This is a genomic window from Variovorax sp. GW531-E2 (assembly GCF_059423125.1).
Genome location: NZ_JBWKXQ010000027.1, coordinates 1 through 21,212 on the forward strand (window position 1 = coordinate 1; position 21,212 = coordinate 21,212).

19 protein-coding genes are annotated in these 21,212 nt (G+C 69.0%); 13 read left to right on the forward strand and 6 right to left on the reverse strand.

The genetic code is table 11. The annotated features are described in order from the left end of the window. Positions 1-101: 101 nt before the first annotated feature. The 4 genes from AC07XP_RS16790 to xseB all read right to left on the reverse strand — a co-directional run bounded on the left by AC07XP_RS16790 (position 102) and on the right by xseB (position 4,371). Positions 102-1,181, reverse strand: coding sequence for a TRAP transporter substrate-binding protein (locus tag AC07XP_RS16790; RefSeq protein ID WP_062468808.1), 1,080 nt, complete (start codon positions 1,179-1,181; stop codon positions 102-104). A gap of 130 nt (positions 1,182-1,311) precedes the next feature. After that, positions 1,312-3,156, reverse strand: a complete 1,845-nt coding sequence (dxs, locus tag AC07XP_RS16795) for a 1-deoxy-D-xylulose-5-phosphate synthase (RefSeq protein WP_159277877.1) — start codon at positions 3,154-3,156, stop codon at positions 1,312-1,314. A 22-nt stretch (positions 3,157-3,178) separates the two neighbouring features. Beyond that, positions 3,179-4,108, reverse strand: coding sequence for a polyprenyl synthetase family protein (locus AC07XP_RS16800; protein ID WP_495265315.1), 930 nt, complete (start codon positions 4,106-4,108; stop codon positions 3,179-3,181). Beyond that, on the reverse strand, positions 4,105-4,371 hold the full coding sequence (gene xseB / locus AC07XP_RS16805) for an exodeoxyribonuclease VII small subunit (protein ID WP_062468817.1): 267 nt from the start codon (positions 4,369-4,371) through the stop codon (positions 4,105-4,107). Before xseB ends, AC07XP_RS16800 begins: the two co-directional genes overlap by 4 nt. 272 nt (positions 4,372-4,643) lie before the next feature. Between xseB and AC07XP_RS16810 the strand changes: the two genes are divergently transcribed. The 8 genes from AC07XP_RS16810 to AC07XP_RS16845 all read left to right on the forward strand — a co-directional run bounded on the left by AC07XP_RS16810 (position 4,644) and on the right by AC07XP_RS16845 (position 13,511). Continuing rightward, a complete protein-coding gene (locus AC07XP_RS16810; RefSeq protein WP_062468820.1) occupies positions 4,644-5,789 on the forward strand; it encodes an aromatic ring-hydroxylating oxygenase subunit alpha in 1,146 nt (381 codons plus the stop codon). 58 nt (positions 5,790-5,847) lie between these two features. Continuing rightward, on the forward strand, positions 5,848-6,780 hold the full coding sequence (locus AC07XP_RS16815; RefSeq protein WP_062468822.1) for a DMT family transporter: 933 nt from the start codon (positions 5,848-5,850) through the stop codon (positions 6,778-6,780). Between the two features lie 53 nt (positions 6,781-6,833). Beyond that, entirely contained in the window at positions 6,834-7,742 is a 909-nt protein-coding gene (locus AC07XP_RS16820; protein ID WP_062468825.1) for a sulfurtransferase, read from the forward strand. Next, positions 7,739-8,329, forward strand: a complete 591-nt coding sequence (locus AC07XP_RS16825) for a DUF2796 domain-containing protein (RefSeq protein WP_240531357.1) — start codon at positions 7,739-7,741, stop codon at positions 8,327-8,329. Before AC07XP_RS16820 ends, AC07XP_RS16825 begins: the two co-directional genes overlap by 4 nt. Positions 8,330-8,333: 4 nt before the next feature. Continuing rightward, positions 8,334-9,080, forward strand: coding sequence for an ABC transporter ATP-binding protein (locus tag AC07XP_RS16830; RefSeq protein ID WP_495265316.1), 747 nt, complete (start codon positions 8,334-8,336; stop codon positions 9,078-9,080). After that, complete coding sequence (locus AC07XP_RS16835; RefSeq protein ID WP_070061815.1) at positions 9,077-10,339, forward strand: ABC transporter permease; 1,263 nt, start codon at positions 9,077-9,079, stop codon at positions 10,337-10,339. Before AC07XP_RS16830 ends, AC07XP_RS16835 begins: the two co-directional genes overlap by 4 nt. Before the next feature lie 2 nt (positions 10,340-10,341). Further along, positions 10,342-10,968 (forward strand): DUF3299 domain-containing protein, encoded by a 627-nt coding sequence (locus AC07XP_RS16840; RefSeq protein ID WP_095744294.1) that lies wholly within the window; start codon positions 10,342-10,344, stop codon positions 10,966-10,968. A 188-nt stretch (positions 10,969-11,156) separates the two neighbouring features. Next, positions 11,157-13,511: a DUF3300 domain-containing protein gene (locus tag AC07XP_RS16845; RefSeq protein ID WP_495265317.1), complete on the forward strand. Its 2,355-nt coding sequence runs from the start codon at positions 11,157-11,159 to the stop codon at positions 13,509-13,511. 40 nt (positions 13,512-13,551) lie between these two features. On the opposite strand, the gene AC07XP_RS16850 is transcribed toward AC07XP_RS16845, so the two are convergent. Further along, entirely contained in the window at positions 13,552-14,823 is a 1,272-nt protein-coding gene (locus tag AC07XP_RS16850) for a M20/M25/M40 family metallo-hydrolase (RefSeq protein ID WP_062468836.1), read from the reverse strand. 136 nt (positions 14,824-14,959) lie between these two features. On the opposite strand from AC07XP_RS16850, the gene AC07XP_RS16855 reads away from it, so the two are divergent. Both AC07XP_RS16855 and AC07XP_RS16860 read left to right on the forward strand, forming a co-directional pair. Further along, positions 14,960-15,598 carry a class I SAM-dependent methyltransferase gene (locus tag AC07XP_RS16855; protein WP_495265318.1) on the forward strand — a complete coding sequence of 213 codons (639 nt, stop codon included), beginning with the start codon at positions 14,960-14,962 and terminating at the stop codon, positions 15,596-15,598. A gap of 176 nt (positions 15,599-15,774) precedes the next feature. Then, positions 15,775-17,427, forward strand: a complete 1,653-nt coding sequence (locus AC07XP_RS16860; RefSeq protein ID WP_495265319.1) for an ankyrin repeat domain-containing protein — start codon at positions 15,775-15,777, stop codon at positions 17,425-17,427. A gap of 20 nt (positions 17,428-17,447) precedes the next feature. Here the strand turns inward: AC07XP_RS16860 and AC07XP_RS16865 are convergent, their stop codons facing one another. Continuing rightward, positions 17,448-18,248, reverse strand: coding sequence for a sulfite exporter TauE/SafE family protein (locus tag AC07XP_RS16865; protein ID WP_495265358.1), 801 nt, complete (start codon positions 18,246-18,248; stop codon positions 17,448-17,450). Positions 18,249-18,377: 129 nt separating this feature from the next. Between AC07XP_RS16865 and AC07XP_RS16870 the strand changes: the two genes are divergently transcribed. The 3 genes from AC07XP_RS16870 (at position 18,378) to chrA (ending at position 21,202) form a co-directional block, all read left to right on the forward strand. Continuing rightward, positions 18,378-19,142 carry an AraC family transcriptional regulator gene (locus tag AC07XP_RS16870; RefSeq protein ID WP_495265320.1) on the forward strand — a complete coding sequence of 255 codons (765 nt, stop codon included), beginning with the start codon at positions 18,378-18,380 and terminating at the stop codon, positions 19,140-19,142. Positions 19,143-19,217: 75 nt separating this feature from the next. Continuing rightward, a complete protein-coding gene (locus AC07XP_RS16875; RefSeq protein ID WP_495265321.1) occupies positions 19,218-19,658 on the forward strand; it encodes a surface-adhesin E family protein in 441 nt (146 codons plus the stop codon). A 170-nt stretch (positions 19,659-19,828) separates the two neighbouring features. Continuing rightward, on the forward strand, positions 19,829-21,202 hold the full coding sequence (gene chrA, locus AC07XP_RS16880; RefSeq protein WP_495265322.1) for a chromate efflux transporter: 1,374 nt from the start codon (positions 19,829-19,831) through the stop codon (positions 21,200-21,202). Positions 21,203-21,212 lie beyond the last annotated feature (10 nt).

Below are 21,212 nucleotides of genomic sequence, written 5' to 3' on the forward strand. Positions count from 1 at the left end.
ACCCGACCCCGACCCCGCGTCCAAATGAAAAAAGCCCCGCCGAAACCGGCGGGGCTTTTTTCTTGTGAGGTGCGAAGCGCCGGGTTGCGGCGCCGCGTGCCTTACAGCTTCTGCTGTTGCATGAAGCGGTCGAAGGTGCCTTCGGTGTAGCGGAACCAGGCGTTCTGGTCGGCCAGGAACTTGGACCAGTCGCTGTAGATCTTCTTCCACTCGGGGTTGCTGTTGTTCAGGTCCGAGTAGATCTGCTGGGCCGACTTGAAGGCCGCGTTCATCACGTCCTGCGAGAACGGACGCAGCTTGGTGCCCGAGCCCACGAGCTGCTTGAGCGCGATCGGGTTCTTGGCGTCGTACTTGGCCGTCATCGTGATGTTGGCGTGCGCGGCAGCCGCTTCGACCACGGCCTTGAAATCGGCCGACAGGCTTTCCCATGCCTTGGTGTTGATGTAGAAGTCGAGCTCGGGGCCGCCTTCCCACCAGCCGGGGTAGTAGTAGAACGGGGCGATCTTGTTGAAGCCCAGCTTCTGGTCGTCGTACGGGCCGACCCATTCGAGACCGTCGAGCGTGCCCTTTTCGAGCGCGGGGTACAGGTCGGCGCCGGGGATCGATTGCGGGATCACGCCGAAGGGCTCGAGCACCTTGCCTGCGAACGGGTTGGTGCGGAACTTCAGGCCCTTCAGGTCGGCGACCGACTTGATTTCCTTGCGGAACCAGCCGCCCATCTGCGCGCCCGTGTTGCCGCCCGGCAGGTTGATGATGTTGTACTTGGCGTAGAAGGCGCGCATCAGCTTCAGGCCGTTGCCTTCGTACATCCAGGCGTTCTGCTGGCGGGTGTTCATGCCGAAAGGCACGGCGCAACCCAGGCAGAAGGTCGGGTCCTTGCCGTAGAAGTAGTAAGGCGCCGTGTGCGCCATTTCGACCGCGCCGCTCTGGATGCCGTCGACCACGCCGAAGGCGGGCATCAGCTCGCCGCCCGCGTGCACGGAGATCTGGAACTTGCCGCCCGTCATGTCGCTCACGCTCTTCGAGAACACCTCGGCGGTGCCGAAGATGGTGTCCAGCGACTTGGGAAAGCTCGATGCGAGACGCCAGCGAACGGTGGCTTGCGCGTGAACCGCGGGCGCGATGCCGGCAGCCAGAACGCCCGCGATGCCGGCGTTTTTGATGAGGGAACGACGATCCATTGAATTCACTCCGAGTGCTTTGGAAAAAACAAAACGCGGCTTGTGACCGCGTCAGGGACTTTTGTGAGTCCTTTTGATTGTAAAAACGCGCTTACAGGTGGCCGGCGGGGGTTTACCCTGCGACCTCTTGTCAAACGAAGCGTTTCTTGATCGCGGCGGCAATGCCGTCGGCATCGAGGCCGATCGATGCGAGCAGCTTGGCCGGATCGCCGTGCTCGATGAAGCGGTCGGGCAGGCCCAATTGCAGCACCGGCTTCTGGACGCCGGCGGCCTGCAGGGCCTCGACCACCGCACTGCCCGCGCCGCCCATGATGGCGCCCTCTTCGAGCGTGACGAGCGCGTCGTGCGTGCCCGCGACCTGCAGCAGCAACTCGACGTCGAGCGGCTTGGCCCAGCGCATGTTGACCACGGTGGCATCGAGCGACTCGGCCGCGGTGAGCGCCGGGTACAGCAAGGTGCCGAACGCGAGGATGGCGATGCGCTGGCCTTCGCGGCGGACCTCGCCCTTGCCGAAGGGCAGCGCGTCGAGCGTGAGGTGCGGCGTGGTGCCGGCGCCCGCGCCGCGCGGGTAGCGCACGGCCACCGGGTGGTTCTGTTCGTAGGCGCTCGTCAGCAGCTGGCGGCACTCGCGCTCGTCGGCCGGGCAGGCGATGCTCATGTTGGGAATGCAGCGCAGGAACGGGATGTCGTACGCGCCCGCGTGCGTGGCGCCGTCGGCGCCCACGAGGCCCGCGCGGTCGAGCGCGAACACCACGGGCAGGTTCTGGATCGCCACGTCGTGGATCAGCTGGTCGTAGGCGCGCTGCAGGAAGGTCGAGTAGATCGCCACCACGGGCTTGAGGCCCTCGCAGGCCAGGCCGGCCGCGAACGTGACCGCGTGCTGCTCGGCGATGCCGACGTCGTAGTAGCGATCAGGAAAGCGCTTCTCGAACTCCACGAGCCCCGAGCCTTCGCGCATCGCGGGCGTGATGCCCACGAGGCGGCCGTCGTGCGCGGCCGTGTCACACAGCCACTGGCCGAAGACCTGCGTGAAGGTCTGCTTGGCCGCCGTGGTCGACTTGACCAGGCCCACCTGCGGATCGAACTTGCCCGGGCCGTGGTAGGCCACCGGGTCGGCCTCGGCGAGCTTGTAGCCCTGCCCCTTCTTCGTGACGACGTGCAGGAACTGCGGGCCGTCCAGGTGCTTGAGGTTCTCGAGCGTGGGCACCAGCGAGTCGATGTCGTGGCCGTCGATGGGGCCGACGTAGTTGAAGCCGAACTGCTCGAACAGCGTGGCCGGCACGACCATGCCCTTGGCATGCTGCTCCAGCCGCTTGGCCAGCTCGAACAGCGGCGGCGCATTGCGCAGCACGCTCTTGCCGACGCTCTTGGCGGCGGCGTAGAAGTTGCCGCTCATGAGCTGCGCGAGGTAGCGGTTGAGCGCGCCCACCGGCGGGCTGATCGACATGTCGTTGTCGTTCAGGATGACCAGCAGCTTGCAGTCGCACACGCCCGCGTTGTTGAGCGCCTCGAAGGCCATGCCGGCCGTGAGCGCGCCGTCGCCGATGATGGCCACGGCATGGCGCTTCTCGCCCTTCTGCTTGGCGGCCATGGCCATGCCGAGCGCGGCCGAGATGCTGGTCGACGAGTGGGCGGTGCCGAAGGTGTCGTACTCGCTCTCGGTGCGCTGCGGAAAGCCCGAGATGCCGCCGAGCTGGCGCAGCGTGGGCATGCGCTCGCGCCGGCCCGTGAGGATCTTGTGCGGGTAGGTCTGGTGGCCCACGTCCCACACCAGCCGGTCGTGCGGCGTGTTGAACACATGGTGCAGCGCCACCGTCAGCTCGACCGTGCCGAGGTTGGAGCTCAGGTGGCCGCCGGTGCGCGAGACGTTGTCGAGCACGCAGGCGCGCACCTCGTCGGACAGCTGCTTGAGCTGGGCCCGGTCGTACTGGCGGATCGGCGAAGGGTCGTGGAGAGTGGGAAGCAGCGGAGCCATGGAGGTGGGTTCTTTTTTCTTCTCAGCGGTCGCGGTCGACCACCATGTGGGCCAGGGCACGCAATGCGGCAGTGTCGGGCAGGCCGCTCTTGTTCAGCGCGGCGATGGCATCGGCAAGAAGCTGGCTCGCCTGCGCGCGCGCGCCGTCCAGGCCGAGCAGCGACACGTAGGTGGGCTTGTCGGCCGCTGCGTCCTTGCCGGCGGTCTTGCCCAGGGTTTGCGAGTCGGCGGTGACGTCGAGGATGTCGTCGACCACCTGGAACGCCAGGCCGATGGCGGCGCCGTAGTCGCGCAGCGCCGCCAGCGCGGCGGGCAACACGGAGCCACAGGCGGCGCCCATCTCGACGCTGCCCTGCAGCAACGCGCCGGTCTTCAGGCGGTGCATTTCGCGCAGCTGGGTTTCGTTCAGTGCGATGCCGACGCTGGCCAGGTCGATGGCCTGGCCGCCGGCCATGCCCTGGCTGCCGGCCGCGCGCGCCAGCAGGCGGCACAGCAGGGCCTGCATGGCCGCGGGCACCTCGTCGCCCTCGGGCGCGAGCAGCTCGAAGGCCAGCGCCTGCAGCGCGTCGCCCGCGAGCAGCGCATCGGCTTCGCCGAACTTCACGTGCACGGTGGGCTTGCCGCGGCGCAGCACGTCGTTGTCCATGCAGGGAAGGTCGTCGTGCACCAGCGAATAGGCGTGGATGAGTTCGGTGGCGCAGGCCGCACGCAGCGCGGCGTGGGCATTGCCGCCGACCGCTTCATTGGCCGCGAGCACCAGCAGCGGCCGCAGCCGCTTGCCGCCGTCGAGCACGGCATAGCGCATGGCGTCACCCAGCAGCACCGGCGCATCGACGCCGACCCAGCGCGACAGCGCCGCTTCGACCGTCGCCAGATGAGGCTCGGCCCAGCCGGCCAGCGTCTTCGCGTCCCAGGGGGTGGTGGCAGTGGAGGTCATCGGGACGGCGCTCATTCGGCCGTCCAGGGCTTGAGGCTGCCTGCGTCGAGCACCTTGATCTGGTCCTCGACCGCCTGCAGCTTGTCGCGGCAGAAGCCGAGCAGTGCGGCACCGCGCTGGTAGCTGCCCAGCAGCTGGTCCAGCGGCAACTGGCCCGATTCGAGTTCTGCAACCAGTTGTTCCAGTTCCTGGAGCCCGGCTTCGTAGCTGGCGGGCAGCGGCCCGGTGTCGGGCGTCGCCGCCGGGCTGGTCGTGGAAGGAGAAGGCACCTTGGGCATGCAACGAATCGTGGATGAAACGGAACATTTTAGGGCGGGGGCGCAACGAACCGCCGGGCAGCCTGCGCACGCGCGCGCGACCCTTTGCAACACCCTGTATGACGCCCGGGGATGCGAGGCAAAAACCCGGCGGGCGCAAAAATGCCCCCCGGGTACAATCCCCGCTTCCCCCGCCGGTCGCACCGGCACACCTCTTCGGGCCGTCACCCTTGCAGACGGCGCCTTCCGTTTTTTCTTTTTTTCTCCCTGTGGGGAGCTTGGTCAGGTCCTCCATGTCTGATTTAAGTCTTCAACTGCAGCAGGCCGCGAGCCAACTTCCAGTTACCGCGTATTTCGACGAGGCCTTGTACGCCCGCGAAATGCAGAACCTTTTCGCGCGAGGGCCCCGCTACGTCGGGCACCGACTGGCCGTGCCCGAGCCGGGTGACTTCCACACCCTGCCGCAGGAACACCAGGGCCGCGCGCTGGTCCACACGCCCAAGGGCGTGGAGCTCATCTCGAACGTCTGCCGCCACCGTCAGGCCCTGATCCTGCAGGGCCGGGGCCAGCTCGACACCCAGACCGGCGGCAACATCGTCTGCCCGCTGCACCGCTGGACCTACGCCGCGAAAGATGCGCGCACCACCGGCACGCTGATCGGCGCCCCGCATTTCGACCAGGACCCGTGCCTGAACCTGCACAACTACCCGCTCACCGAATGGAACGGCCTTCTGTTCGAGAAGAACGCCGACGGCAGCGGCCGTGACGTGGCGGCCGACATGGCGGGCCTGGGCCCGCAGGCCGACCTGGACTTCTCGGGCTACGCGCTCGACCGCGTCGAGCTGCACGAGTGCAACTACAACTGGAAGACCTTCATCGAGGTCTACCTCGAGGACTACCACGTCGGCCCGTTCCATCCCGGCCTGGGCAGCTTCGTCACCTGCGACGACCTGCGCTGGGAGTTCAAGCCCGAGTTCTCGGTGCAGACGGTGGGCGTGGCCAACCGCCTGGGCCGCGCGGGCAGCCCGGTCTACCAGAAGTGGCAGGAGCAGCTGCTCAAGTACCGCGACGGCAAGCCGCCGAAGTACGGCGCGATCTGGCTCACCTACTACCCGCACGTGATGATCGAGTGGTACCCGCACGTGCTCACCGTGTCGACGCTGCACCCGGTGAGCCCGACCAGGACGCTCAACATGGTCGAGTTCTTCTACCCCGAGGAAATCGTCGCCTTCGAGCGCGAGTTCGTCGAGGCCCAGCAGGCTGCCTACATGGAGACCTGCGTGGAAGACGACGAGATCGCCGAGCGCATGGACGCCGGCCGCCGCGCGCTCATGCTGCGCGGTGACAACGAAACCGGCCCCTACCAGAGCCCCATGGAAGACGGCATGCAGCAGTTCCACGAGTGGTACCGCAACGCGATGCAACAACCACGCGCCTGAACGCCGCCCCGCCCCGCACCCGCCGGGGCTTTCTTTTTTCTGATCTGGATGTCAATCGATGCAAGCGCTGTGGATGGTGCTCGGGGCCTTTCTGTTCGCCACCATGAGCGTGGTCGTGAAGGTGGCCTCCGAATGGTTCAACAGCGGTGAGATGGTCCTGGGGCGCGGCCTCATCGGCATCGTGTTCCTCTGGCTGCTGGCGCGCAACCGCGGCACCTCGCTCGCCACCAAGTACCCCGGCATGCACGCCTGGCGCAGCACCATCGGCGTGGTGTCGCTGGGCGCATGGTTCTACGCCATCGCCCACATGCCGCTGGCCACCGCCGTCACGCTCAACTACATGAGCAGCGTGTGGGTCGCGGCCTTCCTGGTCGGCGGCGCGCTGCTGGCCTGGGTGCCAGTGCCCGGGCGCGACGGCCGCATCGAGCGCCCGCCGCTGCAGGGCCCGCTGGTGATGACGGTGCTCGCGGGCTTTGCCGGCGTGGTGCTCATGCTCAAGCCCACGGTGGGCGGCGGCGACGGCTTCGCGGGCATGCTGGGCCTGCTGTCGGGCGTCACGGCCGCCTTTGCCTACATGCAGGTGGTGGCGCTGTCGCGCATCGGCGAGCCCGAGCTGCGCACGGTCTTCTATTTCGCGGTCGGCTCGGCCGTGGCGGGCGCCTTCGCCACGGCCGCGACCGGGTTTTCGGGCGGCAGCTCGTGGACGTGGCAGCATGCGCTGTGGCTGCTGCCGATCGGCCTGCTGGCCGCCCTCGGACAGCTGTGCATGACCCGCGCCTACGCCACCGCCAAGACCCAGGCCGGCACACTGGTGGTGGCGAACCTGCAATATTCGGGCATCGTGTTCGCGGCCTTCTACAGCGTGGTGCTGTTCGACGACCGCATCGACGCCGCCGGCTGGGCCGGCATGGCGCTGATCATCGCCAGCGGCATCGCGGCCACCGTGCTGCGCCAGCGGGCCGTGCCGAAGGCGCCGGCCGAGGAACACTGAACGCAGCAGCCACGGCACTTGTCGCCGAACCATTTTTCGAAGGAGCTTTTGCCATGTACACCACCCTCATCTCCGTCGAACAACTCAGGCAGCTGCGCGAGGGCGACTCGCCCCTCATGGTGTTCGACTGCAGCTTCGACCTCATGAAGCCCGAGGCCGGCGCGCAGCTGTACGCCGCCGCCCACATCCCGGGCGCGCAGTACGCCAACCTCGACACCGACCTCAGCGCCAAGCATGGCCTGCCTGGCGCGCGCGGCGACGTGGTGGTGGCGCAGGACGACGGCGTGCCCGCCTCGGGTGGGCGCCATCCGCTGCCCAGCCGCGAGAAATTCGCGGCCTGGCTCTCGTCGGTGGGTTTCTCCAACACGATGCAGGCCGTGGTGTACGACCGCAACGGCGCCAACTACTGCGGGCGCCTGTGGTGGATGCTCAAGTGGATGGGCCACGACGCCGTGGCCGTGCTCGACGGCGGCCTGCAGGCCTGGCAGGCCGCGGGCGGCGAAGTGACCGACCGCGAGGAGCCCGCGCGCTTCCAGTCGAATTTCGTACAGGGCGAGCCGATCGCCAGGCTCGTGACCACCGACACCGTGGTGCGCCGGCTCGGCCAGCCTGACCAGAACCTGATCGACGCGCGTGCCGGTGCACGTTACCGCGGCGAGGTGGAACCTCTGGACCCGATCGCGGGTCACATCCCCGGGGCCCTGAACCGGCCCTTCGCCGACAACATCGGTCCCGACGGCAAGTTCAAGCCCGCCGCGCAACTGCGCGCCGAGTTCGAAGCACTGCTCGCAGGGCGCGATGCGGCGACCGTCGTCCACCAGTGCGGCAGCGGCGTGAGCGCCGTGCCCAACCTGCTCGCGATGCAGATCGCGGGGTTCGGGACGACCGCGCTCTATGCCGGCAGCTGGAGCGAATGGAGCAACACGCCGGGGCTGCCGACCCGGCAAGGCGCAGAACCATGATGCACACCCTGCACACCCGACTTCGACGCACGTCCTCCGGCTTCGCACTGACCGCCGCCGCGCTGTTCGCGGCCGCCGCCCTTCCCGCACAGGCCCAGCAACAGCACGCGCATGTGCACGGCCAGCTCAAGCTCGACGTGGCCATCGACGGGCCCACCATCGTGATCGCCATGGAATCGCCGCTGGACAACATCGTCGGCTTCGAGCGCGCGCCCAAGACCGACGCCGAGAAGAAGACCGTCGAAGCCGCCATCGCCCAGCTGCGCGCGGCCGACAAGCTCTTCACCATCGACCCCGCCGCCAACTGCAAGCTCGGCCCCGTCGACCTGCGCTCCGGCGCGCTCGGCCTGGGCAACCCCGACCCCGCCGAATCGAGCGGGCACGCGGACCTCGACGCCTCTTTTTCGTTCAACTGCACCCAGGCCGCCGCCGCGAAGTTCATCGACCTGAACCTGTTCTCGGCCTTCAAGGGCGCACGCCAGATCGACGTGCAGATCGCCAGTGCGCAAGGCCAGTTCAAGCGCCAGCTGAAGCGCCCGAGCGGCGCGCAGGCGGCGCAGCCTTCCCGCCTGACGCTGGGCAAGTGACAGCGTGAGCACCCTCCCGCAGGCCGAGACCACGCACTTGCGCGTCGTGCTCGCCGCCGAAGCCCTGCGCTTCACCTGGCCCGGCGTGAAGACACCCTGCATCGACATCGAGGCCCTGCGCATCACGGCGGGTGAATCCGTGTTCCTGCACGGCCCGAGCGGCTGCGGCAAGAGCACGCTGCTGTCGCTGCTGGCCGGCGTGCTGGTGGCCGACGAAGGCCGCGTCACGCTGCTGGGCCACGACTGGGCCAAGCTCTCGGGCACGCAGCGCGACCGCGCCCGCGTGGCGCATGTGGGCTACATCTTCCAGCAGTTCAACCTGTTGCCTTATCTGAGCGTGCTCGACAACGTGCTGCTGCCCTGCCGCTTCTCGGCACGGCGCGAGGCGCAGGCCGCGCGCAACGGCAGCTCGCGCGACGAAGCCGAACACCTGCTCGACCAGATGGGCCTGGATCGCGCGCTGTGGAAGCGCCAGGCGCTGCAGCTGTCCGTGGGCCAGCAGCAGCGCGTGGCCGCGGCGCGCGCGCTCATCGGCCAGCCCGAGGTCGTCATCGCCGACGAGCCCACCTCCGCGCTCGACGAAGACCGGCGCGAAGCCTTTCTCGACGTGCTGCTCACGGCCTGCGCCGTGAACCACAGCGCGCTCGTGTTCGTGAGCCACGACCAGCGCATTGCGCAGCGCTTTGCGCGGCACGTGCTGCTGCCGGAGATCAACCGTGCGGCGAGCAACGCGATGGCGGTGGACGCATGAGAGCCTTGTTTTCCATCGCATGGCGCAGCGCCTGGAACCGCCGCTTCACGCTCGCGCTGACGGTGTTCTCGATCGCGCTGTCGACCTTCCTGCTGCTGGGCGTGGAGCGCATCCGCACCGAACTGCGCGAGAACTTCGCCTCGTCGGTCTCGGGCACCGACCTCATCGTGGGCGCGCGCACCGGCTCCACGCAGCTCCTGCTGTACTCGGTGTTCCGCATCGGCGCGGCCACCAACAACATCTCGTGGAAGAGCGTGCAGGCACTGCAGGCGCACCCCGGTGTCGACTGGGTGGTGCCGCTGTCGCTGGGCGACTCGCACCGCGGCTTCTCGGTGCTCGCCACCACGCCCGAGTACTTCACGCACTTCCGCTACGGCGACCGCCAGACCTTGAAGCTGCGCGAAGGCAAGCCCTTCGACGCGCTGTTCGATGCCGTGGTCGGCGCCGAGGTGGCCGACAAGCTCGGCTACCACGTGGGCCAGAAGATCACGCTGGCGCACGGCAGCGGCGAACTCAACGTGGCCGAGCATGCCGACAAGCCCTTCACCGTGGTGGGCGTGCTCGCGCGCACCGGCACGCCGGTCGACCGCACGGTGCACATCGGCCTCGCTGCGATGGAAGCCATCCACCTCGAATGGGTGGGCGGCGCGCCGATGCCGGGCGTGAAGATTCCGGCCGAGCAGGTGCGCAAGTTCGACCTCACGCCCAAGAACGTGACGGCCGCGCTGGTGGGCCTGAAGAACCGCGCCGCCGTGTTCGGCGTGCAGCGCTGGATCTCCACCTACACCGGCGAACCGCTGATGGCCATCCTGCCGGGCGTGGCGCTCGACGAGCTGTGGAGCGTGATCGGCATCGGCGAGAACGCGCTGCTGCTGATGTCGGCACTGGTCGCGCTCGTGAGCCTGGCGGGGCTGGTGTCGGTGGTGATGGCGGGCCTGAACGAACGCCGCCGCGAGCTCGCCGTGCTGCGCGCCGTGGGCGCGGGCCTGCGCCATGTGCTGGCGCTGCTGGCGCTCGAGGGCGCACTGGTCACCGTGCTGGGCGTGCTGCTGGGCGTGACGATGGCGGTGCTCGGCATCGCCCTGCTCTCGCCATGGCTGCAGGCGCAGTTCGGGCTGACGCTGAGCCTGTCCGAACCTACACTGAACGAATGGCTGCTGACGGCGAGCCTGCTGGTCGCCGGCTGGCTCGCGAGCCTGCTGCCCGGCATCCGGGCCTATCGCCTGTCGCTGGCCGACGGCCTTTCTCCGAGAATCTGACCATGACGAAGACCTCCACACCCCGCGTGCTCACCGCCCTGTCGATGCTGCTGGCCGGCGCCGGCCTCGCAGCCGCCGCCTGGGCCGCCGAGCCCGCACCGAAGGACACCACCGCGACCAACCCGCTGGGCGGCAAGCCGGCCGCCACCGCGCCGCAGGCCGCGTCGGGCCAGCCGCGCCAGATCAGCTGGGAAGAACTGGTGCCCAAGGACTGGGACCCGGCCAAGGCCTTCAAGGGCATCGATCTGAGCACGCTCGACGACGGCGACCCGCGCGCCAACGAACTGCTGATGAAGATGCAGGAGGTGTCGAACAACGCGCCCACCAACCCCGCGCTCAACGGCGTGGAGGTGAAGATTCCCGGCTTCATCGTGCCGCTCGAAGAAGCCAAGGGCGAGGTCACCGAGTTCCTGCTCGTGCCCTACTTCGGCGCCTGCATCCACACGCCGCCGCCGCCGGCCAACCAGATCCTGCACGTCATTCCGCAAAAGGGCGCCAAGTTCCGCGCCATGGACACCGTGTGGGTCACGGGCAAGCTGCAGACGCTGCGCAACGACTCGATGATGGGCGTGAGCGGGTACCACGTGAAGGCCAGCAGCGTCACCAAGTACTCGGGCGGCGCCAAGTAACGACACAGAGGTTCTTCCCCGGGCGATCGCCACGTCGCCCGGTGGTCTCGTGGTCCTGCGCCGACAGGACGGGCGGCGCACCGCCGACACAGACCGTTGCATCCGGGGCGCAGGCTGTGTCATCGCCTGCTCTGGCCCGCCGTTGAAGGAGTTCCGGGCACCCTGCCGGCGTCTTCAGGACATGCCAGATGACACCCACTCCCCACCGCCCCCTCCTTCAGCGGCGCCTCATGGCTTCGCTGTGCGTCGCAGCGTTGTTCGTTGCAGGCTGCGACAAGCCCGCACCACCACCTCCCGCCGCTGAAGCACCGGCCACCCAGGCACCAGCACCCGCGCCCGTCGCCGCGCCGGTGCCGGCCGCCTACACGCCGCCCTCGGCCGAGCAGCTCTACCAGCTGGTCGCGCCGATTGCGCTGTACCCCGACAAGCTCGTCGCGCAGATCCTGGCCGGAGCCACCTACCCCGATCAGATCACCGCGGCCCACGGCTGGCTGCAGCAGAACCCCACGCTCAAGGCCGGCCCGCTCGCCGACGCCGCCAACCAGCAGGCGTGGGACCCGAGCGTGAAGTCGCTCACCGCGTTCCGGCCCGTGATGGACCAGATGGCCGGCAACATCGCGTGGACCACCTCGCTGGGCAAGGCCTACTACAACGACCCGGCCGACGTGATGAACGCGATCCAGGTGATGCGCCAGCGCGCATCGAAAGCCGGCCGCCTCAAGAACAACGACAAGCTGCGCGTGGCGCGCGCCGCGACGCCGCCCAACTACACGCCCGCGCCCGACATGCAGCCGATGTACGCGGGCCCCCTGGTGATCGAACCGCCCGAGGAACTCATCACCATCGAGCCCGTGCAGGCCGACGTGGTGTACGTGCCGCGCTACGACCCGCAGGTGGTGTACGACACGCCCGTGGCCGTCTACCCCGGCTATGCCTATGCACCGCCGCCGGTGGTGATCGAGCCCGGCTACAGCCGTGGCCAGGTGGCCGCAGTGGGCGCGCTGGCCTTCGGCAGCGGCGTGATCGTCGGCTCGGCACTGGAGCGCCACGGCTGGGGCTGGAACGCCTGGAACATGAACTGGGGCGCGCCGCGCTGGCGCGACCGCGCGGCACCGCCGCCACCGGCCTACCGGCCTGCGGTGGTCTACAACAACAGCACGTATGTCTCGCGCTCGACCACGGTGGTCAACAACGTGCGCAACGTCTACAACAACAACTACGCAGGCGATCGCAGCGGCGCGCCGACCGGTGCGGCGACATGGCAGGCAGCGCAGCAGCAAGAGCAGCTGCAACAACAGGCGCGTGCCCAACAGCAGCAGCAGCAACAACAAGCGCTGATGCAGCAGCAGGCGGCCCAGAACCAGTTGCGCGAACAACAGCAGGCGCAACAGGAACAGGCGCGGCGCCAGCAACAGGTGCAGCAGGAACAGGCCTTGCGCCAGCGCCAGGACCAGCAGGAGCAGGCACGGCGTCAGCAGCAGATGCAGCAGGACCAGGCCCTGCGCCAACGCCAGGATCAGCAGGAACAAGCCCGTCGCCAGCAGATGCAGCAACAGCAGGCCACGCAGGACCCGCAGCGTCAACAACAGGCCACGCAGGACCCGCAGCGTCAACAACAGGCCCAGCAGGAGCAGACACGGCGCCAGCAGCAAGCGCAGCAGGAACAGGCACTGCGTCAGCGGCAAGAGCCGCAGGAGCAAGCCCGTCGACAGCAGATGCAGCAACAGCAGGCCACGCAAGACCAGCAACGTCAACAACAGGCGCAGCAGGAACAGGCACGGCGCCAGCAGCAAGCGCAACAGGAGCAGGCCCTGCGTCAACGCCAGGACCCGCAGGACCAAGCCCGTCGCCAGCAGATGCAGCAGCAACAGCAGGCCGCGCAAGACCAGCAGCGCCAACAACAGGCCCAGCAAGAGCAGGCGCGTCGCCAGCAGCAGGCGCAGCAACAGGAACAGGCGTTGCGCCAGCAACGCCAGGACCCGCAGGAGCAGGGCCGCCGCCAACAGATGCAGCAACAACAGGCGCAACAGGAGCAGCTACGTCGCCAGCAGGAACAGCAGCAGGCCCAGGCCGCCCAGCAACAGCAACGGCAGGCGCAGCAGGAACAGGCCCGGCGCGCGCAGCAGATGCAGCAGCAGGCTCAACAGGAACAGGCCCAGCGAGCGCAGCAGATGCAGCAACAGGCTCAACAGGCTCAACAGGAGCAGGCCCGTCGCCAGCAGCAGTTGCAACAGCAACAACAGGCACAGGCGCAAGCCGCGCAACAGCAACGCCAGGCCCAGATGGAACAGGCGCGCCAGATGCAGATGCAACAGCAGCAGGCCGCCCAGGCCCAGCAACGCCAGCAACAGGAGCAGATGCAGCGCCAGCAGATGCAACAACAACAGCAGGCGGCGCAGAACCAGGCGCGCCAGCAGCAGCAGCACCAGCAGGAACAGATGCAACGCCAGCAGGCGCAACAGCAGCAGGCCCAGGCTCAGGCCGCAGCGGCGGCTGCCGCCGCCCATCGCCGCCGCCCGGGCGATCCCAACGCACCGCAGTGAACCCGCGACCCCAGCCGCGGGCGCACTGCGCGCTACAGACTCAGTTCTTGCCGATCTCGGTCAGCAGCCGCGTCACGAGGTACAGGCGCGGCACGATCGAGTCGACCTCTATGTACTCGTCGCGCGCGTGGTAGCCGAAGCCCGCGAGGCCGAAGCTCTCGACCACCGTGGCCTTGCCCGAGCGGCCCGCGAAGCCCGCGTCGGTGCCGCCGCCGGTCATCGGCGTCAGCGCCAGTTCGCGGTCGAGCTCCTTGTAGATCGCCTGCGCCTTCTCGGCCAGCGCACGGCCCTTGGCGCCCGCGACGAAGGCCGGGCGGCCCACCTCGACCTTCACCGTGGTCTCGGTGTCGGGAATCAGCTTGCCGCTGGCGATCTTGGCCTGCAGCGCCTCGGTGAGTTTCTTCTCGGCGCCAGGTTGCGTGATGCGGATGTCACCCAGCGCCTGCGCCTTCTCGGTGATCTGGTTGATCGGGCCGGTGGCGCGCGCCACGGTCCAGTTCAGCGTCACGCCGGGGATGTCCTTGGCGAGGTCCTTGGTCTGCAGCATCTGGTACGACAGCTCGTACAGCGCGTTGCGGCCCAGCTCGGGCGCGGCGCCGGCGTGCGCCGCGCGGCCCTTCACCTCGAGCGTGGCCTGCGCGATGCCGGCAGCGCCGAGCAGCAGCGACTCGCCCTTGGCCACCGCCTTGGCGGCCGTCGGCTCGAAGGACAGCACGGTGTCGTGCAGGTCGGCCGTGGTGGCGATGAGTTCGCCCGAGCCCACCGAGCCCACCTCTTCGTCGGGGTTCACGAGCACGGTGAGCGTGTCGTAGTCGCGCCAGCCCGCGTCGGCCAGGATCTTCAGCGACGCCATCATCACCGCGAGGCCGCCCTTGTCATCGGCGATGCCGGGGCCGTAGATGCGGTTGCCGTCCACCTTGTAGGGCTGGCTGTTCAGGATGCCCGGCGCGTACACCGTGTCCATGTGGCCCTGCAGCATGATCTTGCGCTTGCCCGTGCCCTTGATCGTGCCGATGACGATGTCGGCGCCCGCGCCGGCCGAGGCCTTGCGGCGCTCGGTCTTGAAGCCGGCGGCCTTCAGGCGCCCTTCGATCACGTCGGCCATCTTCATCAGGCCCTCGACGTTCAGGCTGCCCGATTCGATCGACACCATCTCCTTCAGGTTGTCGATGACGGCGGGCTGCGCCTTCTCGGCAGCGGCGAGCAGCTTCGCATCGGGCGCCGCCTGCGCGGTGGCCACGGCGCCGAGCGCCAGGCCGCAGGCCAGGGCGACGGAACGCAGGGAGAAGAAAGACGAGGTACGCATGGTCATGAGAGTCTCTTTTCCTGGAGTGATTGGCGGGCGCCAGCATAGCGACATGGCGGGCGAAGCGGCGCAAATCGGCGACAGCGCCCGGGCGGCGGTTTACAGTGCGCCGCATCCTTCCACACGCCGCCGATCCAAGACCATGAGCCTCGCGAACGACGCCAGATTCTGGGACCGCAGCTCGCGCCGCTACGCGAAGAGCGCCATCGCGGACGCAGCCGGCTACGCACGCACGCTCGAGCGGACCCGCGCCCTCTTCAAAACGGACGCGCGCGTGCTCGAACTGGGCTGCGGAACCGGCACGACGGCCCTGCGCCTCGCGGGCCACGCCCGCGCGTACCTGGCGACGGACATCGCCGAAGGCATGATCGCCATCGCCGAAGAGAAGCACGCCGCCGCCCCGGTCCCCGGCCTGGCGTTCCGCGTGGCGACCGCCGAGACGCTGGCTCCGGGCGAAGGCCCCTTCGACGCCGTGCTGGGCTTCAACTACCTCCACCTGGTGCGCGACCTGCCCGGCACGCTGCGCTGCATCCACGCCCTGCTCGCGTCGCAGGGACTGTTCATCTCCAAGACGCCCTGCCTCGGCGACATGACCCCGCTCTTGCGGCTGGCCTTGCTGCCCGCGATGCGCGCGATCGGTCTGGCGCCGCATGCCGGCGTGTTCCGGGCGGCGGAGCTCGGGGCGCATCTGCAGGCGGCCGGCTTCGAGGTCCTTGCGAGCGAGAACCACGCGACGAAGGGTGGCGAGAACCGCCCTTTCATCGTGGCGCGCAAGCGGTGACCTGCACTTCGGCGCACGGCGTCGCCCGGACCCGATCCGCTACCATCCGAGCCGCGGTGCAAGCCGCGCCCGGGCCCGCGGGAAGGGTTGAACCCACTTGCCTTCTTCATGACGATCCACAGCCTTTTGTGCAGCCGGATTTGCGGGTCATCGGCGCCTGATGCACGGAGGTTTCCATGAAGCGCATTCCCGCCCGGCCCGACATCGGCCACCTGAAGAAGCAAGCCAAGGAACTGCTGGCGCTCTACCGCAGCAACGATCCCACGGCCTTTCACCGATTTCGCAGCGCTCTGCCGGCCGCATCGGGCAAGACCGATGGCGCCCTGGCCGCCCAGGCGTTGCGCCTTCACGATGCCCAATCGTGCGTGGCGCGCGAGTACGGCTTCGCCTCGTGGGCCGACCTGCAGGGCTTTGTCCTGGCCCGCAGGGCGCAGGCCGATAACCCGGCCCAAGCAGTGCTCCATTGGCTGCGCCTCGTGTACGCGGGCGACATCGCCGGCGGCACGAACCGCGCACGGCCCGCGGTGGCCTTGCGCATGCGCGACGAGAACCCCGCCCTGGCGGCGGGTGGCGACCCGTGGGTGGCCTGCGCCATGGGCGATGAAGCCGCGCTGCGCCACGCCACCGCGCAAGACCCGGCATGGGTCCATCGCGCGGGCGGCCCACTGCACCTGCCGCCGCTCGTCGCCGTCACGCATTCCGGCCTGATGCGACTGCCGGACCATCGCGAACGCCTGCACGCGTGCGCGAAGTTCCTGCTCGACGCCGGCGCCTCGCCCGATCAGTCCGCCGGCAACCGCTGGCCTCCCGCATCGCTCGAAACGCCCGCCGACACCGAGCGGCTTTCCGCGCTGTACGGCGCGGCCGGCCAGAACCACGACGCTGAGCTGACGAAGCTGCTGCTCGACGCCGGGGCCGACCCGAACGACGGCGAGTCGCTGTACCACTCGCTGGACCAGCCCGCCTGCACGAAGCTGCTGCTGGAAGCCGGCGCGCGCGTGACGGGTTCCAACGCGCTGTACCGGGTGCTCGACCTGGACGACGTCCAGACGTTGCGCCTCCTGCTCGCACACAGCGGCGACGCGAACGAACCGCCGCAGGGCCCGCCCATCTCGGACTGGGGTTCGCCGCTGCTGTGGGCCCTTCGCCGCCGCCGTTCACCGGCGCACATCGAGGCCTTGCTGGCCGCTGGCGCGCACCCCAACGTGTTCACGCAAGACGGCACGCCCGCGCACACCGTCGCCCTGCGCTTCGGGCTGACCGAGGTCGCGCAGCTGCTGCAGGCCGCGAGCGGCGACCCGACGCCGCTCCCTGCCAGCGAAGCCTTCATCGCCGCCTGCGCACGCGGCGACGAAACCACGGCGCGAGCGCTGCAGGCGCGGCACCCTGGCCTCATCGGCTCGCTCGAGCCCCCGCAGCTTCGCCTGCTGCCCGAGCTCGCGGCCCAGGGCTGCAGCGACGCTGTGAAGGCGATGGTCAGGCTCGGCTGGCCCCTCGAAGTCCGTGGCGGCGACTGGGACGCCTCGGCGCTCAACCATGCCGTGTTCTGCGGCGATGCGGCGCTCACCCGGTTCCTGCTCGCACACGGTGCCGACTGGCAGGCGCCGCACGGTTTCGGCGACAACGCCTGCGGCACCTTGTCGTGGGCTTCGCTCAACGAGCCCGTCGAAGGCGGCGACTGGGTCGGCTGCGCCCAGGCCCTGGTGGCGCACGGCATGCCTCCCGCGCGACCCGACCCGCAGGACGCGGACGGCGTGCGCATCGGTGCGCGGCGCAGCGTGTTCTCGGACGAGGTCACGGACTTCCTGCTGGGCGCATCGATGGCGTGACGCAGGACGGGGCCGCGCGCTCAGCGCACCACCATCGCCCCGAACACCGCGATCAACAAGGCCAGGTAGACCTTGGCGTGGATGCGGTCCGGAATGCGCCCGATCCACAGCGCGGCGACGCGGATGCCGATCCACGAGCCCACCACGAGCGCCGCCGCCGCGCGCACGTCGACATACCCCACATGCCACGGCCCGAACGCCGGCGTCGAGGTGGCAGACAAGGCCACGTAGGTGGCCGTGCCCGCCAGCGCCACCGGCAGGGACAGCGGGTTGGCCATGGCCGTCGCGCGGCTCATCTCGATGCCGCGACGGCGCATGAGCGGCACCGTCATCACGCTGCCGCCGACGCCAAGGAAGGCAGCAATCCAGCCGATCGCCAGGCCTGACAGCGTCGTGGTCGTGAGAGAGGGCGCGGCCCGGCTCGCCACAGACGGAGAAAGAAAGCCGGGGCGCAGCCAGCAGTCCACGATGGTCAGCGCGAGGTACGCGGCAAATGCCCAGCGCAGCCATTCCCCGTGGACCGCGCTGGCGGCCAGCGCACCCAGCACCGCACCGGCACCGATGACGCCCAGCAGCGGCCGGATGTGCGACCAGTCCAGCGTTCCTGCACGCTGATGGCGCCACGTGGCCAGCAGCGCGCCGAAGACCATCACGCAGGTGGACGTGGCCACCGCGATCTGCATGGCCGACTGCCCGACGGCGCTGTCGGCCGCGTTCAACTGGGACAGCAGCTGGAAGAGCAACGGGACCACGACGAATCCACCGCCGAAACCGAACAGCACGGTGGTGACGCCCGTCAGGCATCCGCACACCACCAACATCACATACAACGACACAAGGCACTCCATCGATACGGAAAGAAGCCCCGAGGCTAGAGTTCGAGGGCCTGGCGCGCTTGCGATGTTCGGTCAACAATATTTGCGTTCCGGCCAACCCATGAATCCGCTGCCGTGCGCAATCAGCCTCTCGACACCCTCGACCCCACGCCCCGCGCCGTGCTGGCCATCGGCACCGACTACGCGCCCGGCACCCTGCTGGAAATGCACAGCCATCGCCGCGCCCAGTTTCTCTACGGGGCGACCGGGCTGATGGAGGTGGGCACGGACGACGGCGCCTGGGTCGTGCCGCCGCACAGCGGTGTCTGGATTCCGGCCGGCAAGCCGCACCGGGTGCGGATGGTGGGCGTCAGCACGCGCAGCCTCTACATCGAGCCGGCCGCCGCGCCGCGCGGCGGTCCGCAGTGCGAAGTGCTGGCCGTGTCGCCGCTGCTGCGGCAGCTGCTGATCGAGGCCATCGACGTGCCGGCGCTGTACGACGAACGCGGCCGCGACGGCCTGTTGATGTCGCTGGTGCTGAAAGAAGTCGGCCGCGCGGCGGCCCTGCCCTTCTTTGCGCCGCTGCCGGGCGAGCCGCGGCTGGCGGCGCTGTGCATCGCCTTCCTGCACGCGCCCGACGTGCGCACGTCGCCCCTGGCCTGGGCACGGCAGCTGCACCAGAGCGAACGCACCTTCAGCCGGTTCTTCCGCCTGCACACCGGGATGGCGTTCGCCGAATGGCGCAGCCAGGCCTGCCTGCTCTCGGCCATGGCCCAACTGGCAACGGGCCGTTCGGTGACCGCGGTGGCGCTTCAGCTGGGCTACGACAGCCCGGGCGCCTTCTCCACCATGTTCCGCAAGCGGCTCGGGCAGAAGCCTTCGGCGTTCATCGCGACGTGAGGCGCAGGTTCTCGCTCGCGGCGATGCATGGCATTCTTCGCCTGCTTGCCCACCGATTCACAGGGAGTGAAACCAATGAAGCCTCGTCTGCCCAAGCACCGCGCCGTGCTGGCATGCCACCTCGTCGCCTCCGCCTGCGCTGCGGCGACCTTGCTGACTGCAGTCCCCGCACACGCCGCCGACACCTGGACCGAAATCGCCACCACCCCTCGCAAGCAGGTGCTGCTGCAACGCGACTCGATCAAGCCGCATGGCGATGCTGTGGAAGCGTGGACGCTCTACCGCTACGACGAGCTTCAGACCGACGTGGGCAAGACCCCGTTTCGCACCTCGCGCTATCTCTACGACTACGACTGCAAGGGCCGGCGTGAAAAGATGCGCCGCGTCGTCAGCCACAACGGGCCGCTGGAAGTGCACGACATCGACCTCGCCCGGCGCAGCGAATGGAAGGCCGTGGGCGGCCCGACCACGGTGAGCGGGATCGTGTTCAAGCGCGTGTGCGCGCAGGTGCGCTGACCCAAAAGACGCACGGGTGAGTTCCAGCAACGTGAAGAGGGCCTGAGGGCCCTGCGTTGCCAGCAGGAACGGCCACTGCTACGATGCCCTTCCGCGGGAAAACAGCCTCCCGCGCTGCAAAGCAAGACGGTGTCCCGTCCAAGCGCTGGTGACCCTCAACGGAGTTTTCCGTGGACACCGCCTTGCCTGACGCCCCCTCCGCGCTTCCCGCGCCTCCCACGCCCATTTCCTTTGCCGAAGCGTTTCGCTTCTGGCTCAAGCTCGGCTTCATCAGTTTCGGCGGGCCCGCCGGACAGATCGCGATCATGCATGCGGAGCTGGTCGAGCGGCGGCGCTGGATCAGCGAGAAGCGCTTCCTGCATGCGCTGAACTTCTGCATGCTGCTGCCCGGCCCCGAGGCGCAGCAGCTGGCCACCTACATCGGCTGGCTCATGCACCGCACGCGCGGCGGCCTCGTGGCCGGCGCCCTGTTCGTGCTGCCCTCGCTGTTCATCCTCATCGCGCTGTCGTGGGTCTACCTGCGCTTCGGCAACGTGCCGGTGGTGGCCGGCATCTTCTACGGCATCAAGCCGGCGGTGACCGCGCTGGTGCTGCATGCAGCGCACCGCATCGGCAGCCGCGCGCTGAAGAACCGGTGGATGTGGGGCATCGCCGCCGCGGCCTTCGTCGCCATCTTCGCGTTCGACGCGCCGTTTCCGGCGATCGTGCTGGCGGCCGGCCTCATTGGCCACGTCGGCGCGCGACGGGCGCCCGAGGTGTTCGCGCTCGGCGGCGGCCATGGCAGCGCGCAGCAGCACTACGGCCCGGCGCTGATCGACGACGACACGCCCACGCCGGCGCACGCGCGCTTTTCCCGCGCGCACCTGCTGAAGATCCTGGGCATCGGCCTGGGCCTGTGGCTGCTGGCCATGGGCGTGCTCGTCGCGACCCAGGGCCTGCACGGCACGCTCACGCAGATGGGCGGGTTCTTCACCAAGGCCGCGCTCCTGACCTTCGGCGGCGCCTATGCCGTGCTGCCCTACGTGTACCAGGGGGCCGTCGAGCAGTACCACTGGCTCTCCGGCACGCAGATGATCGACGGGCTGGCGCTGGGAGAAACCACGCCGGGGCCGCTCATCATGGTCGTGGCCTTCGTCGGCTTCGTCGGCGGCTGGCTGACGCAGGTGCTGGGGCCCGACTCGCTGTTCCTCGGCGGCGCGCTGGCAGCGACGGTCGTCACCTTCTTCACCTTCCTGCCCTCGTTCGTCTTCATCCTGGCGGGCGGGCCGGCCATCGAGGCCACGCACGGCCGGCTGGGCTTCACGGCGCCGCTGTCGGCGATCACCGCGGCGGTGGTGGGCGTGATCCTGAACCTGGCGCTGTTCTTCGCGTACCACGTGCTCTGGCCGCACGGCTTCGCAGGCCGCTTCGACGCGATCTCGGCGGTGATGGCCGTGGCCGCGGCCATCGCCCTGTTCCGCTTCAAGGTCGGCGTGATGACGCTGCTCGGTGCCTGCGCGGCCATCGGGTTGACGCTCACGTGGCTGTCTGCCCTGCCGCGCTGAAGGAGTTCCC

Bases quoted from the DNA above. Each gene is read 5' to 3' on its own strand.
- AC07XP_RS16790 (WP_062468808.1), bottom strand. From the start codon at position 1,181: ATGGATCGTCGTTCCCTCATCAAAAACGCCGGCATCGCGGGCGTTCTG.
- dxs (WP_159277877.1), bottom strand. From the start codon at position 3,156: ATGGCTCCGCTGCTTCCCACTCTCCACGACCCTTCGCCGATCCGCCAG.
- AC07XP_RS16800 (WP_495265315.1), bottom strand. From the start codon at position 4,108: ATGAGCGCCGTCCCGATGACCTCCACTGCCACCACCCCCTGGGACGCG.
- xseB (WP_062468817.1), bottom strand. From the start codon at position 4,371: ATGCCCAAGGTGCCTTCTCCTTCCACGACCAGCCCGGCGGCGACGCCC.
- AC07XP_RS16810 (WP_062468820.1), top strand. From the start codon at position 4,644: ATGTCTGATTTAAGTCTTCAACTGCAGCAGGCCGCGAGCCAACTTCCA.
- AC07XP_RS16815 (WP_062468822.1), top strand. From the start codon at position 5,848: ATGCAAGCGCTGTGGATGGTGCTCGGGGCCTTTCTGTTCGCCACCATG.
- AC07XP_RS16820 (WP_062468825.1), top strand. From the start codon at position 6,834: ATGTACACCACCCTCATCTCCGTCGAACAACTCAGGCAGCTGCGCGAG.
- AC07XP_RS16825 (WP_240531357.1), top strand. From the start codon at position 7,739: ATGATGCACACCCTGCACACCCGACTTCGACGCACGTCCTCCGGCTTC.
- AC07XP_RS16835 (WP_070061815.1), top strand. From the start codon at position 9,077: ATGAGAGCCTTGTTTTCCATCGCATGGCGCAGCGCCTGGAACCGCCGC.
- AC07XP_RS16840 (WP_095744294.1), top strand. From the start codon at position 10,342: ATGACGAAGACCTCCACACCCCGCGTGCTCACCGCCCTGTCGATGCTG.
- AC07XP_RS16845 (WP_495265317.1), top strand. From the start codon at position 11,157: ATGACACCCACTCCCCACCGCCCCCTCCTTCAGCGGCGCCTCATGGCT.
- AC07XP_RS16850 (WP_062468836.1), bottom strand. From the start codon at position 14,823: ATGACCATGCGTACCTCGTCTTTCTTCTCCCTGCGTTCCGTCGCCCTG.
- AC07XP_RS16855 (WP_495265318.1), top strand. From the start codon at position 14,960: ATGAGCCTCGCGAACGACGCCAGATTCTGGGACCGCAGCTCGCGCCGC.
- AC07XP_RS16860 (WP_495265319.1), top strand. From the start codon at position 15,775: ATGAAGCGCATTCCCGCCCGGCCCGACATCGGCCACCTGAAGAAGCAA.
- AC07XP_RS16865 (WP_495265358.1), bottom strand. From the start codon at position 18,248: ATGTTGGTGGTGTGCGGATGCCTGACGGGCGTCACCACCGTGCTGTTC.
- AC07XP_RS16875 (WP_495265321.1), top strand. From the start codon at position 19,218: ATGAAGCCTCGTCTGCCCAAGCACCGCGCCGTGCTGGCATGCCACCTC.